11 protein-coding genes are annotated in these 13,898 nt (G+C 58.8%); 4 read left to right on the forward strand and 7 right to left on the reverse strand.

The features are described from left to right. Positions 1 to 236: 236 nt before the first annotated feature. The 5 genes from K9B32_RS15810 to K9B32_RS15830 are packed head-to-tail and all read right to left on the reverse strand — an operon-like array spanning position 237 to position 6,196. On the reverse strand, positions 237 to 1,751 hold the full coding sequence (locus tag K9B32_RS15810; RefSeq protein WP_224563667.1) for an ABC transporter substrate-binding protein: 1,515 nt from the start codon (positions 1,749 to 1,751) through the stop codon (positions 237 to 239). A gap of 19 nt (positions 1,752 to 1,770) precedes the next feature. After that, positions 1,771 to 3,471 (reverse strand): dipeptide ABC transporter ATP-binding protein, encoded by a 1,701-nt coding sequence (locus K9B32_RS15815; protein WP_224563669.1) that lies wholly within the window; start codon positions 3,469 to 3,471, stop codon positions 1,771 to 1,773. Continuing rightward, entirely contained in the window at positions 3,468 to 4,319 is an 852-nt protein-coding gene (locus K9B32_RS15820; protein WP_224563671.1) for an ABC transporter permease, read from the reverse strand. The genes K9B32_RS15815 and K9B32_RS15820 overlap by 4 nt, the downstream gene beginning before the upstream one ends. Beyond that, complete coding sequence (locus K9B32_RS15825) at positions 4,316 to 5,254, reverse strand: ABC transporter permease (RefSeq protein ID WP_224563674.1); 939 nt, start codon at positions 5,252 to 5,254, stop codon at positions 4,316 to 4,318. The genes K9B32_RS15820 and K9B32_RS15825 overlap by 4 nt, the downstream gene beginning before the upstream one ends. A gap of 51 nt (positions 5,255 to 5,305) precedes the next feature. After that, complete coding sequence (locus K9B32_RS15830) at positions 5,306 to 6,196, reverse strand: proline iminopeptidase-family hydrolase (protein WP_037119099.1); 891 nt, start codon at positions 6,194 to 6,196, stop codon at positions 5,306 to 5,308. Between the two features lie 122 nt (positions 6,197 to 6,318). On the opposite strand from K9B32_RS15830, the gene K9B32_RS15835 reads away from it, so the two are divergent. The 3 genes from K9B32_RS15835 to K9B32_RS15845 all read left to right on the forward strand — a co-directional run bounded on the left by K9B32_RS15835 (position 6,319) and on the right by K9B32_RS15845 (position 8,728). Next, complete coding sequence (locus K9B32_RS15835; protein WP_224563676.1) at positions 6,319 to 7,101, forward strand: LuxR family transcriptional regulator; 783 nt, start codon at positions 6,319 to 6,321, stop codon at positions 7,099 to 7,101. Between the two features lie 65 nt (positions 7,102 to 7,166). Continuing rightward, the gene (locus tag K9B32_RS15840) at positions 7,167 to 8,069 is read left to right on the forward strand and encodes a proline iminopeptidase-family hydrolase (protein WP_224563678.1); all 903 of its coding nucleotides are present in this window, start codon (positions 7,167 to 7,169) and stop codon (positions 8,067 to 8,069) included. 362 nt (positions 8,070 to 8,431) lie between these two features. Next, complete coding sequence (locus tag K9B32_RS15845; RefSeq protein WP_224563679.1) at positions 8,432 to 8,728, forward strand: hypothetical protein; 297 nt, start codon at positions 8,432 to 8,434, stop codon at positions 8,726 to 8,728. A 482-nt stretch (positions 8,729 to 9,210) separates the two neighbouring features. On the opposite strand, the gene K9B32_RS15850 is transcribed toward K9B32_RS15845, so the two are convergent. Together K9B32_RS15850 and K9B32_RS15855 are read right to left on the reverse strand one after the other, a co-directional pair. After that, the gene (locus K9B32_RS15850; RefSeq protein ID WP_224563682.1) at positions 9,211 to 11,202 is read right to left on the reverse strand and encodes an ABC transporter ATP-binding protein/permease; all 1,992 of its coding nucleotides are present in this window, start codon (positions 11,200 to 11,202) and stop codon (positions 9,211 to 9,213) included. 527 nt (positions 11,203 to 11,729) lie between these two features. Further along, positions 11,730 to 11,879, reverse strand: coding sequence for a hypothetical protein (locus K9B32_RS15855; protein WP_224563684.1), 150 nt, complete (start codon positions 11,877 to 11,879; stop codon positions 11,730 to 11,732). A 703-nt stretch (positions 11,880 to 12,582) separates the two neighbouring features. Between K9B32_RS15855 and K9B32_RS15860 the strand changes: the two genes are divergently transcribed. Continuing rightward, positions 12,583 to 13,764, forward strand: coding sequence for an SbmA/BacA-like family transporter (locus K9B32_RS15860; RefSeq protein ID WP_224563686.1), 1,182 nt, complete (start codon positions 12,583 to 12,585; stop codon positions 13,762 to 13,764). The last annotated feature ends 134 nt before the right edge of the window (positions 13,765 to 13,898 follow it).

The following is a 13,898-nucleotide window of genomic DNA, read 5'->3' on the forward strand; positions in this document are numbered from 1 at the left end:
CATGGGGCGAAACTGCCCAGCGACATCAAAGTCATGTGAAACGCGGATCCAAACCTGCCTAATCCGCAGGCTTGATTAAAATACAGACATTAGTAGCAAGTCAAGCGGGAAAAAACCGCCGGCTTTCACCGATATCACCTGCTCGGTTCAAGGCGCGGGACCATGGAAGCTGACAACATCTGCCTGCCCTTTTGTCATGGCCCAGCCAGACGCCGCGGCGCCTGGCTGTTGCATCATCAGTTTTTCACGGTGTCTTCGAGGAAGAAACGGCCGAGCGGGTTCTGGTAGAAGTTTTCGATGTTCTTGCGCGAGACGTTGATGTAGGGGCTGTAATAGAGGTCGATCCAGTGGACGTCGTCCTTGGCCGTCTTCTGGATTTCGACATACATGGCTTCGCGCTTCTTCGGATCGAGTTCCAGACGGGCTGCGGCCACCAGATCCTTCACCTTGTCGCTCTTGTAGCGGGTCATGTAGTTCATGTTGGTGTCGTGACCGAGCACGAAGGTCGTCTTCTGGTCCGGGTCGAGAATATCGTTCGTCCAGTACATGACCGAAATGTCGTAGTCGCCGGCAACCAGCATGTCCCAGCTCTGGCTCGGGTCTACCTTCTGCAGGTTGACGGTGACGCCGGCCTTGGAAAGCTGCTGCTGCAGAAGAACGGCGATCTGCTCGTCGACTTCGTTGCCGGCATTCACCACGTAGTTCAACGCCAGGTCGGACGCGCCGGCCTCGGCCAGCATCGCTTTGGCCTTTTCCGGATCGTAGGGATACTGATAGTTGTCGTCGTAGTGATAGAGCGACCCCTTCGGGATATAGGAGTTGGCCACAGTTCCGATGCCGAAGGTGACGGTATCGACGACCGCCTTCTTGTCGATCGCCATGTCGAGTGCCTGACGCACCTCCTTCTTGGCGAGCGCGCCGTGCTCGTGGTTGATCAGCAGATGGTCCTCACGTGTCGAGGTGTCGATCAGTACGTTGAGATTGGCATCCTTCTTCAGTTCCTCGACCCGCGAGAAGGGCACGAAAATCGCCGTATCGAGCTGGCCGGCTTGTACGTTCAGCATACGGGTATTGTCGTCAGGCACCGAGATCCACTCGACACCGTCGAGCTTTACGCGGTCCGCCTGCCAAAAGTTCGGGTTCTTTTCGAGAATGACGCGCTCGCCGCGCCGCCATTCCTTGACGGTGAATGCGCCCGACGACGCGGTCGGCAATTCAGCAAAGGCGTCCTCACCAGCCTCGACGGCCTTCTTCGACAGTACCGAAACGTTTGGAAGCGCCAGCGTTGACAGGAACGGCGCGGACGGCGTCTTCAGCTTGACAGTGAGCGTCTTCGGATCGGTCGCCTCCGCGGTCTCGACGATCTTGTAGCTGTCGCTCCAAAGCGAAGCCTTGTTGTCGCGGATACGCAGAAGGCTGAAGGCTGCATCCTCGGCCGTGATCGGCGAACCATCGGAGAATTTCGCGTCGCGGATCTTGAATGTGTAGGTCAGTCCGTCGCCGGAGACGGTCCAGCTCTCGGCCAGACCCGGCTCCAGCTTGGTGCCGGTCTTGTCGACGCGGATGAGCACGTCGAAGACGTTGGAGAACACCCAGTTGTCGACGTTCTGGGCTGACTTGATCGGGTCGAACGTGGTCGAGTCCTCGCGACGGCCGATGCTCAACACGCCGGCAGCTTCGGCGAAGCTGGCGCTGAGACTGAGGGCAGCGGCAAAGGCCGCAAGCCCGATGGATTTCCACTTCCTGTTCATGATGCCGTTCCCTTCGTTATTATCGAATGCGTTTGATGGATAGGATATTGTCAGAGGCAGTTCGCGTATCGCCAAGCAGTGGCCTGTCCGGGTTGATGTCCGGGATCGCTGCCACCAGTCGAGCGGTGTAAGGGTGTTTCGGACGCGCGAAGATCTCTTCCGACGGACCGTCTTCGACCACCTCGCCGCGATACATGACGATCGTGCGCGCACAGAGATTGCGGACGATGGCCAGGTCATGCGCGATGAACAGCAGCGTCAGGTTCATGCTTGCTGCCAGCTCGCGGAACAGGTCGATAATCTGCGCCTGAATCGTGACGTCGAGCGCAGCCACGCATTCGTCAGCGATGATCAGCTTCGGATCGACGGCAAGTGCGCGGGCGATGCCGGCGCGCTGGCACTGGCCGCCGCTCATCGAGCGGGGCTTCCGTTTGGCGAACTCGCGCTCGAGCCCGACGAGATCCAGCAATTCTCCGATCCGCGCGGGGATGTCCGCCTTCGGGACCTCGCCACGCACTGCCAGCACCTCGCCGATGGTCTGGCCGATGGTCATCCGTGGGTTCAAGGCGTTGAACGGATCCTGGAAGACCATGGCGGCCTCGCGCCTGAGCTTCGCCAAGCTCGCGCTTTTCTGCAGGGCAAGATCGGCACCGTCGAAACTGATGTGCCCGGAGGAGATCGGCGTCAGACCCAGTATCGCGCGTGAGAGCGTGCTCTTGCCGCTGCCCGATTCCCCGACAATGCCGACCGTCTCGCCCGGCATGATCTGCAGGCTGATGCCGGAGACGGCACTGACGGTCTTTGCCGCGCTTCCCTTGAAAAGGCTGCCGCCGATCGGAAAGCGCACATGCAGGTCGTCAATCTCCAGTATCGGCTTCACCGCCGCCGTCGTCGGCAGTGCGGCGCTTCTTGCTACAGGAGCGCCATCGGGCATCGACGGGTGGCTGTGAATGAGCTTGATCGTGTAGGGGTCCTGCGGGTGCGACAGGATCTGCCGCTTCGGGCCCTGCTCCAGAAGCCTGCCGTTGCGCATGACCGCGATCCGGTCGCAGGTTTGCGCTACGATGCCGAGATCGTGGGTGATGAGGATGATCGACAGGCCGCGCGTGTCGCGAAGTTCGATCAGCAACTGCAGGATCTGCGCCTGGATGGTCACGTCGAGCGCGGTCGTCGGCTCGTCGGCGATCAGGATCTTCGGATTGCAAGACAGCGCCACGCCGATCATGGCGCGCTGGCGCATGCCGCCGGACAACTCGTGCGGATAGCTGTCATAGTGACGAGGCGGGTCTGGAAAACCGACCTGCGACAGGATCTCGATCGCGGCCGCACGGGCTGCCCTCCCGTCGAGGCCCTGATGATAGCGGATGCCCTCGGCAATCTGATCGCCGATCCTCATCACCGGATCGAGATGGCTCGTCGGGTTCTGGAAGATCATGCCGATCTCGCTGCCGCGGATGTCGAGCATCTCGGTATCGCTAACGGCAGTCAGGTCGCGCCCTTCGAGAAGGATTGAGCCGTCTTCGATCCTCAACCGGGAGGATGGAAGCAAACGGATTAGCGAGCAGCAGAACAGGCTCTTGCCGGAACCGCTTTCGCCGACCAGCCCAAGTATCTCACCCTTTGCCAGATCGAGCGATACGGCATCGAGCAGCGTGCGCGTTTCATGGTCGAGATGCGCCTTGACCGTGAGACCGCGAACAGAAAGGACGGAGGCGCTCATTCATGCACTCCGAGCAACTCGCCGAAAGCATCACCGAGAAGGCTGAAACCGAAGGCAAGGAAGACGATGGAAAGGCCCGGAAACAACGTGATCCACCAGGCTGTGGTGATGAAGCTCTGGCCTTCGGCGACCATGACGCCCCACTCGGCAACCGGCGGCTGGACGCCGAGCCCGAGATAGCTGACAGCAGCGCCGCTGAGCAGGACGAGCACGGCATCGGACATCGAAAACACGATCGATCCGGCAATGGCGTTCGGCAGCAGGTGGCGGAACATGATCCGCATGCGACCAAAGCCGAGGCTGACCGCTGCCACGGCGTAATCGCTGTTTTTCAGGACAAGGATCTGCGCTCGGATCAACCGTGCGTATGAGACCCAACCGACGAGAGCCATGGCGATGTAGAAGCTGCCGAGGCCCGGCCCGAGGATAGTGATGATCGACAGCATGAGCACGAGAAAGGGAAAGGCCATGATGATGTCGACGATCCGCATGAAGATCGCATCGACGATGCCCCCGAAGAAGCCGGCGACCGTGCCGACGACCGTGCCGATCAGGAATGGAAAGGCGACACCGATCACCGCGATCTGCAGGTCGATCCGTGCACCCCAGATGATGCGTGAGAGGATATCGCGACCGAAGTTGTCGGTACCGAGGGGATGCAGGAGGGACGGCAATTGCAGGCGCGCATTGCTGTCTTGAAGGATCGGATCGTACGGCGCGATCAGCGGCGCCGCGATTGCCACGAGAATGAAGAACACCAAGATCGATGCACCGACGATGAGCATGGTGCGCCTGCCCAGGAACGTTCGCCAGCCCGCAACACTGGATGAGACGGCCATCGTACTCATAGCTTCACCCGCGGATCGGCCGCGACGGTGGCAATGTCGGCGAGGAAATTGACGAGCACCGTTGCACAGGCAAAGACCATGGCGACGCCCTGCACCACCATGTAGTCGCGCGAGAAGATGGCGCGCACCAGCAACTGCCCCATGCCCGGTAGCGCAAAGACGCTCTCGATGACGACGGTTCCGCCGATCAGCCAGCCGGTGTTGACGGCGAGCAGGTTGATGGTCGGCACCAGCGAGTTCGGCACCACGTGACGCCAGAAGACGATGCGCTCAGGCATGCCGCGAGCGCGGGCGGCCGTCGCCACATCCGATTTCAGAGCCTCGATCATCGCCGTCCTGAGGCTGCGTGTCAGAACGGTCGACAGCGACAGCGCGATGGTGAGGCTCGGAAGAATGAGGTGAGAGAGCTTGTCGGCGATCGTCGATCCGTAACCGGACACCGGCAGCAGGTCGAGCTTGACGCTGAACAGGATGATCAGCATCAGGCCAAGCCAGAAGGGCGGGAATCCGATGCCGAACGTCGAAATGATGCGCACGAAATGATCCGGCGCCCGCCCGGCGTTGCGCGCCGCGATTGCCGCGAGCGGCACGGCGATGATGACGGAGAGCACGACGCTCGAAATGACGAGTGCGATCGTCGGCTCGATACGCGTCGCGATCAATTTGAGCACGTCGATCTTGTAGAGGATCGACTTTCCCATCTCGCCGTTGGCGAGGTTTCTAAGGAAATAGAGATACTGCAGCCAGATCGGCTCATCGAGGCCATATTGGGCGCGGATATTGGCGATCGCCGTCGGCGTGGCGCGTGTGCCGAGCAGCACGCGGGCCGGATCGCCAGGAATCAGCCTCACCAGCACGAAGGTGATGATGCTGATGCCGGCGATGACCGGCAGGAACTGGAGAGGCCTTCGGAAAACGAACCTATAGCGATGCATGGCGATACCGTTGCCTCCGTCGTCTGATGCTATCGTCTGCAAGCTTATGCATCAGTTCGACCTGTTGCGTGCCAGGAAATCGAGAAGTGCCGGATAGTAGTCCGCCGGGTTTTCATAGAAGGGCATGTGGCTTGCGTTGGCGAACACCTTCAGTTCGGCGTTCGGGATGGCGAGTTTCATCTTCAGCGCGCAGGCAGGCGTCAATTCGTCGTGCTCACCGCAGGTGATCAATGTCGGGACCGTCATGGACGGCAGATCCGGAACGCGGTTCCAGTCCTTCAGGTTGCCGGTATAGAGGAATTCGTTCGGGCCCTGCATGGTGCCGTAGGGCCCCATGTTCCAGTCGCCGAGCGATCGGCGAACAGGTGCGGGCCATTCCATCAGGCGGCACACGTGGCGATAATTGAGAATGGTGACGGCGGCGAGATATTCGGGGTGGTCGTACGTGCCCCGGGCTTCGTGCTTCTGCATCATCGCCACCGTTTCCGGCCCGAGTGCCGCACGCAACCGCTCTAGTTCCAGGATCAGATGCGGCATGTCCGCAACGGTATCCTCAAGGATCAGCGTCTGCAGGTTGCCAGGATAGGTGAGCGAATAATCGATCGCCAGCCACCCACCCCAGGAGTGACCGAGCATGTGCACCTTGCCGAGCCCGAGCGCCTTGCGCACGGTCTCGGTTTCCTCGACATAGCGGCCGATCGTCCAGAGCGATGAATCGGTCGGACGGTCCGACGCGCCGGTCCCGAGTTGATCAAAGGCGACGACGCGGTAGCGTTGATCGATCAGACAGGAATGCGCCTCGCGCAGATAGTCGCAAGGCAGTCCCGGCCCGCCATTGAGGCAGAAAACCGTCTCCGCTCCATCCCCGAAACTGTAGGCCACGACCTTGTGGCCATCGACTTCGATCTCAAGTCGAGCATCGGGCTCGATCTCACGCCACATTGACCACTCCGACGAAGAAAATGCTTGCTTAATATTTGGGCACTGCTAATTTTTACCTCAAACGATGTCGGGCGCCAGCTATAAGAAGTGATAGGATCGGCTCGAGGCCTGTGGAGCCAGCGATGATTGACGAAATCGGCACGATCAGACGACAGTTCACGGATCATGAAACGCTGGACGGTCGGATCGACCAGGTCTTCGAAGCGATGAAGGCGATCGGTTTCGAGGCGCTGATCTACGATTATACGCCGGTGCCCTACGATCTCGACGGCGAAATCATGATTCCATCGCTGCTGAAACTACGCAACATTTCCGACGACATGCATGACTACTGGTTCAATCACGGTTATTTCCGCATCGATCCGGTCCAGCAGGTGGCGCTGCGCACGTCCACTCCCTTCTTCTGGAATTACGATGCGGCGGCAGACACGCTGATCCGCCGTTTCATGACCGAGGACACAGCCCCGGTCGCGCGTTATCTAAGCGAAAGAGACATGTCGACCGGCGTTACCGTGCCAGTGCATATGCCACGCGGCGACTATGCAACCGTGACCGGTGTGCGCTTCGGCGGCGACCGTGAATTCGAAGGGCACGCGCTGCGCTACATCGCCGACTTCAACCTCCTCGCACACGTTTTCCATGAGGCCGCCTATTCGCTCTTCGATCCGAAGACGTTCAGCACCGGCAAGGCGAGGCTGACGGAGCGCGAGCGCGAATGCCTGCGCTATTCCGCCGAGGGCCTTTCGGCCAAGGAAATCTCCCGCGTCATCGACCGCTCCGTTCCCACCGTGGTCATGCACCTTAACGCTGCGGCCAAGAAGCTCGGCGCTAAGAACCGCACCCAGGCGGTCGTGCGCGCCACTCATTACCGGCTGCTCGAGGACCGCCCATCCTATAACTTGTGATAGCTGCCACGCCTCTTGCAGCCGCGTTATGCTTTTCCATCCATCGCCACGACACGGAGAAGCACGTGAACGCAATTGCGTCGAAGGAAGCCTTCCTGCCCTTTCGCGAATACCGAACCTGGTATCGCGTCACCGGGTCGCTCGACAGCTGCAAGTTGCCGCTTGTCGTCGCCCATGGCGGTCCCGGCTGCACGCATGACTACGTCGACAGCTTCAGGGGCATCACCGAGATCGACGGACGGCCGGTCATTCACTACGACCAGCTCGGCAATGGCAATTCCACCCGCCTGCCGGAAAAAGGGCCGGACTTCTGGACCCCTGGTCTTTTCCTCGACGAATTGGACGCGCTCCTGAACCACCTGGGCATTCAGGATCGCTACGCCTTCCTTGGCCAGTCCTGGGGCGGCATGCTCGGCGCCGAGCACGCCGTGCGGCGGCCGAAGGGGCTGAAGGCGCTTGTCATCGCCAATTCGCCGGCCAACATGCACACCTGGGTTGCGGAAGCAAACCGACTGCGCGAGGAACTGCCGCAGGATGTACAGGACACGCTTTTGAAGCACGAGAAGGCCGGTACGATCACCGATCCTGAATACATCACCGCATCGCGGGTCTTCTACGACCGCCATGTCTGCCGCGTTTCGCCATGGCCTCCCGAAGTCGCGCGCACCTTCGCCATCATGGACGAAGACAATACCGTCTACCGCAACATGAACGGGCCGACCGAATTCCACGTCATCGGCACGATGAAGGACTGGACGATCGAAGACCGTCTGCATCTCATAGAAGCCCCTACCCTCCTGATTTCAGGCAAATACGACGAGGCCACGCCGCTCGTTGTGAGGCCCTATGTCGACAAGATCAGGGGATGCGAGTGGGCGCTATTTGAGAACTCGAGTCACATGCCGCATGTCGAAGAAAAGGCGCTCTGCTTGGAGAAGGTATTTAGCTTCCTCTCACGCTTCGATTGAAGCGCAGAAGATTTTTGCCGCCCCGGCAGAAGGCCCTCCGTGTGGAGTGCTTGGATTGGAGACGACTTCGTCCAACTCGTTCTGCTCAGGGGATTCCCCGAAGCGATCAGCCGCAACAGCGAACGGCTCTTTCCGCCAGCCGGGCCTTTAGTCCCACTTCCCACGCTGGCGGTGCGCTCCATCTTCTTGCGTTCCAAGCCCATAGAACAATGGAAGGCTCCGAGCGAACCAACGCGCATGATGAACCCTTCAGAGCCTTCCGGATTTGAATGCACGACTTTTGACGGCCAGTTTGTCGGAACAACGGCCCCGCTGCATGGTTACCTCCACGTTGCAATGACGCAACGCCTAAGGAGGAGAACATGCGCTTTAGACTCTTGGCAGCCTCGCTGCTTGCTGTCGGCCTCGCCGGATCAGCATTCGCCCAGTCGAACCCGGCGCCTGCCGGTTCAACGATGGACAAAAACCACACCGACAATGGTGCTGCCACTGGCACCATGAAAATGAAGAAGGTCGACAAGACCATAACCAATAGCACCGCGCGCACGATCAACAAGCAAAACTGCAAGAGCGTGACCGGCAAGGGATCGCTACAGACCCAAGGCGGAAACAGCGGTACCGAAAATACCGAAGACACTTGCGCTGACAACAACAACTAATCTGCCGCGCTGAGCAAAGAGACGGTCGATTATGACACCCTGCCGTTCCTTTCCATGTCCCTTCCTCGCCCCGCTGGCTATTGCGGGGCTCTCTTTGAAAGCGAGCAGGAACAAGCCTCCGGTGCGGAATGTTTTGGCTATGGCTTTGGGAAATGAAACCCCTCAAAGTTCAACTCGCGCCTTAGCCCCGCATCCGCGACTGCGGGGTCTTTCTTGCCCTTATAGCGCTTAGTGGAACCTGAAGTGCACCCGATTTTGGGCCAGCAGGAGCTGGAATTTTCCGGGGTTGTGAAGTGAGCTCTTGTCGAAGATCGTCGACGTTCAGCGCGGAACCGCAAACTCGAAACCCGCATATAGAACGTCCTTTCCAGGGACGGGACAGTCCCCAAACACAACTCGTCCACCGAGGAACAAGCTGATGACATGTCCGCCGCCAATATCAGCAGAGAGGCGATTGCGGGCCATGAAACGCTTGAGGGACTTCAGTTTTTGCGCTTGGAAGGCCGCATTCCAATCGAGGTCGTGCTGGCTTTCGGCAGGACCCGCGGGTTCTTCACAAGGCGCAAAAGCAAGTTCCGTTTTTTGTTGCGCTGGACAAGATCAACATCACTGACAAGCTTTGCGCCGCCCTCGCGCCGCTCCAACGTGATTTTGCGGCTATGGAAGGCTTCGAGCTCGGCTCGATGCGCTACGCTTATGATGGTGACCTTCGGCAATTCGTGGATCACCATCTCCATCATCTTATCCTGGCTCTTCTCGTCGAGTGCTGACGTTGCTTCATCCAGCACAATGATATCAGGATTGTGTAGCAGGAGACGCGCAAACGCGAGACGCTGCTTTTCGCCACCTGACAGCGTCTGGTCCCAAGGCGCGTCCTCCTCGATCTTGTCGGTCAGATAATCGAGCCCCACCTTGTCGAGGGCCGCCTTGATCTTATCCAAGGTCCAACTATCGGCGGCGCCGGGATAGGCGACGGCACGGCGGAGCGTCCCGGCAGGGATGTAAGGCCGTTGCGGCAGCATGAAGAGTCGCATGTCGGCGTGGAAATTGACGCTGCCGTCGCCCCACGGCCAGAGACCTGCGATGGCCCGCACCAGGGTGCTCTTGCCCGAACCGGATTCGCCGGCCACGAGCACCCGCTCACTTGGTTCGATCTCGACCTGGGTTTCCTTGACCACGGCGGTGCCGTCGTCAAGCGACACGGAGAGATCGCTTAGACTGAGCATCACATCGCCTTCCGTTTCACCGCGCTTGATGCGTCCCAAGTCGTTGCTCTGCTCCGCGCGCTCAAGCCCGTCGAGCGACATCATCAGCGAGGCGATGCGTCGTGCACAGGCATTCCAATCGGCAAGACGAGGATAATTGTCGACCAGCCATCCGAACGCGCTCTGAACGATGGCAAAGGCGGAGGCGGCCTGCATCACCTGTCCAAGCGTCATGCTGCCTTCGAGAAACTTTGGAGCGCAAAGCAAGACGGGCACGACAGGCGCGAACAGGCTCGATCCCTGCGACACAAGCGTCGTTCGCATGTGCTGGCGCGCAAGGAGCGCCCATTGCCTGAGCACATTGGTAAAGGTCTTATCGAGGTCGCTGCGCTCTTCCTCCTCACCGCCGAGCAGTGCGATACTCTCGCCGTTTTCCCGCACATGCGTCAGCGTATAGCGAAATTCGGCTTCCGCCTGATTTTTGACCTCGGAGACGTGGACGAAATTGCGGCCGATGACCGCCATCGAGCTGGAGGTGATCGCGGCGTAGAGTACTGCAGTGATGACGAGGAAGCCGGGAATGGTGACGGTCGAGCCTGCGATTGTCAGATGCATGGCTCCGCCGATCGTCCAGAGCACCACGATGAAGGTCGAAGCTGACAGGAATGCGGAGATGACGCCGGCGATGAAATCGACGGGTGCTTCGGTGGCAATCCGCAAATCCTCCGAAATGCGCGCTTCGGGGTTCTTGTGGTCGCCGCCGATGAGGTTCAACTGATAGTAGCGGCCGTTTGCGAGCCAGCGCGCGATCACTGCGGTCGTGAGCCAGGAACGCCAGCGGCGCTGAATCATCATGCGAAGGGCGACCTGTGCAGTGACAAGGATGATGGTTCCGAGCACGAGTGGCAGGAATACGACGCTCAGAAGATATACGGTGCGGCCATTGTGCTGCTCGAGGGCGTCAAAGATCGCGCGATTCCAGAGATTGATTCCATACTGGAAGCCGATATTGACGACGATCAGCGTCAATAGCCCGAGTGAGCACGGCCACGCGAAGCTGTCGCCGCCGCGGCCCCAATAGCCGCGCGCGCCGATCCAGAAGCGCGTCAGCAAATATCTCTTGCGCGCCTGCTCCGCCTCCTCAGCCGTCAACTCCGCGTCGGGCTCCACGACATCTGGCGGCGGCGTAACTTCAACAGTTGACGCCTTCTCGGGAGGGTCTGGTTTGGCGCCGCCGATCGATTTCGGATTGAATTTAGCGTCGATCATAAGCGTGACAACGGCTTAAAAATCAAAAGGTTTCATGATGTCGCTGCCCGCATCGGGAGCGCCACTTCATCGTGGCAGCGCATGCGGATTTCGTGGAGAATCTGGAAGGCGAGATCGACACCGAGGCAAAACGCAAAGAGCTCCTCGAGCGTTGAGGTCAAGAGCTTGAGGGCAAAGAGCCGGAGTAGGCAAAATTTGCAGAGAAGGGTTCGTTGGGGGGCCTGATTGCATAGAGGTTGTAGATTTACGCAGGCTGGACTTTCTAACACGCCAAACGGCCAAAGAGACGCGTCAAATCGGATTATTGAAGAGTAAGGTCGCCGTTATCCGCCGGGCTGACTGCTGCGGCCGAGTGGAAAGCCATAGCCGGCGCTGCGTGAAATCGACTTCGAACCAATCCTTCGCAAACAAACGTAGCCAACGTAACGGTGCCAGCCGGGCTTCGATTGATCCCGAGATGATGTTCCGGACGGCCGGAAACGGTGAGGTCGCAATGTTATGAACCTCTTGGCCGAATGGTCTAACGCTCAGTGCCAAATTACGCCGTACAACAACATGGCTGTGACGAATGCCAAGCCGACCAACAGTGATGCCTCAACAGCGAAATTGCCGTAGTTAAACCGGCGAACTCCGCCCATGAAGTTTTCGATATGGCGGCGGGTTGTGATGGAAGACATTTGCGCGTCCTCCCTTACTTGTTGGGGTCGAGGGGATGGAACCCTGGGCAGTAGCGCCCTTAGCATTGGCTGCTGCTACAAACACTATGCGCGCTTGCGGAATGCTTGGCAAACGTCATCTGCACAGATCGCCAGCCCGGCGGCCTGCCCTGGAAAATCGATGAGGGGTGGACTAGCCGTCAACATCATAGGGCCGTTGTGTCGGCCGCACCGCGCCCGATGAACAGCTGAATCGAGGATGCTCGTGGTGCCGTCATGACGGCACTCCAAGATGGTGAGCTGCTGTTTGGCTGTACGCGCGGTATTCAGCGGATACGAGCTAGCCACATCGCGATTCTTCCCGTGAATGGAACCAAAATTGGGCTCTGGCAGTTAACGTTATGTTGGAGTGCAATCGTGGGCAACGCACTGCGCGGCAAAGCGCGACGGAGATGCTCACCCGTACTCCAAGGAGATATACAATGGATATCACCACAATCCTCATAATCGTCCTAATCGTTCTTCTGTTAGGCGGCGGCTTTTACGGTCGCGGCCGCTGGTACTGAGCGAGCGCCCTACCGTTATCTTCTGGCACCCTAACTTCGCGTTTCGTTGTCTGATCACGTGCTGGAGAAATGCCAGCTGCGCAGGTCTCAGACACAATAAACTCAGGTTGGATGAGGCAAAATTGGCGAAGGATTAGTAGCGCGATGGAACCTGTGTCTTGCGAAATCCAAGCGAGCATCCGTCGAAGGAAGTGAACGTATCGACGCGCCGCCAGACACGTTTGGTCACGGATATTCCGGCGCATGGGCAACGCTTTCTACTTGCTCGCTTCTGGCGCAGCGCGTCGGGTTTTTGGCGACGCCCTGGCGCTGCGACAGCGTGGATTCCCACTTTGTTGCTCTTGGCAAGCGTACTGTTTCAATTGGTGATACAGTATCGACTAAGTTATTGGGGCAGAGACTTTTTTGATGCCTTTGGACGCCGCGATGGCGGCGTCCTTAAAGCACAGGCACTGCTCTTCTTGCCGCTCGCCGGAGCAAGCATCCTTGTGGCGGTTCTGGGCGTTTGGTCATTGATGACGACGCAACGAAGGTGGCGTGCGTGGCTCACACAGTACTTAATCGATCGCTGGCTGGAACATGACCTCTTCCGCAGCCTCCAATTTGCCGTGGGTGAGGACCAGAATCCCGAGTATCGAATCGCTGAAGACGCGCGTATTGCTGTAGACTCTCCGCTCAGCATGGCGGTCGGATTGCTCAAGGCTGTGCTCAGCGCGGGAATATTTATCGGCATCCTTTGGAACGTCGGTGGTGATCTCGCTGTCGGCGTTTTTGGTTATGTGCTGACAGTGCCCAAGTACTTGGTGATTGCGGTCGCGACTTATTCAGCGCTCCTGACGCTTGCGATGATATTCATTGGTCGTCGCCTGGTTAGCGTTATTGCAGGCAAGAACGCGGCGGAAGCTCAGTTCCGCTCTGTCGGGTCGCATCTGCGCGAACGCGATGCGTTTGCAACGAACTCTGTAGGTAAAATCGAGCAGCAGATCTCTCTCAGCCATGCGCTTCAGGATGTGATAGATCGTTGGCGTGAATTGTGCGTGCAGCTCATGCAAACCACCCTCGTTTCGCAAGGAAACGTTCTGCTTGCCCCCGTCATCGCCTGGGTTCTCTGCGCTCCGAAATATCTGGTCGGAACGATGTCACTTGGTGAAGTTGCGCAGGTGACTGCGGCTTTTGTCATCGTACAAGCGGCGCTCAACTGGCTAGTCGAAAACTATTCCGGTTTGGCAGATTGCCTTTCTTCGATAAACCGCGTCGCTGCTTTACTCTTGGCGCTGGACCATCTTAGTAGCCAGGACAGAATTGATCCAAGTTGCGAGACAGACGCATTTCGGAAATGACGAGTGATCCTAGGTTGTTAGGCAATTGAGCGGCCGCGATTACATTACGCATTGCAGGTTTGGAAGTTGTCGTTTCGGCTGACCTCAATGCTTGACGGGTGCAGGCGTTCGCTCGAAATGCTCTCGAACGATGA

It is taken from the genome of Rhizobium sp. 3T7 (assembly GCF_020166565.1).
Taxonomy (GTDB): domain Bacteria; phylum Pseudomonadota; class Alphaproteobacteria; order Rhizobiales; family Rhizobiaceae; genus Rhizobium.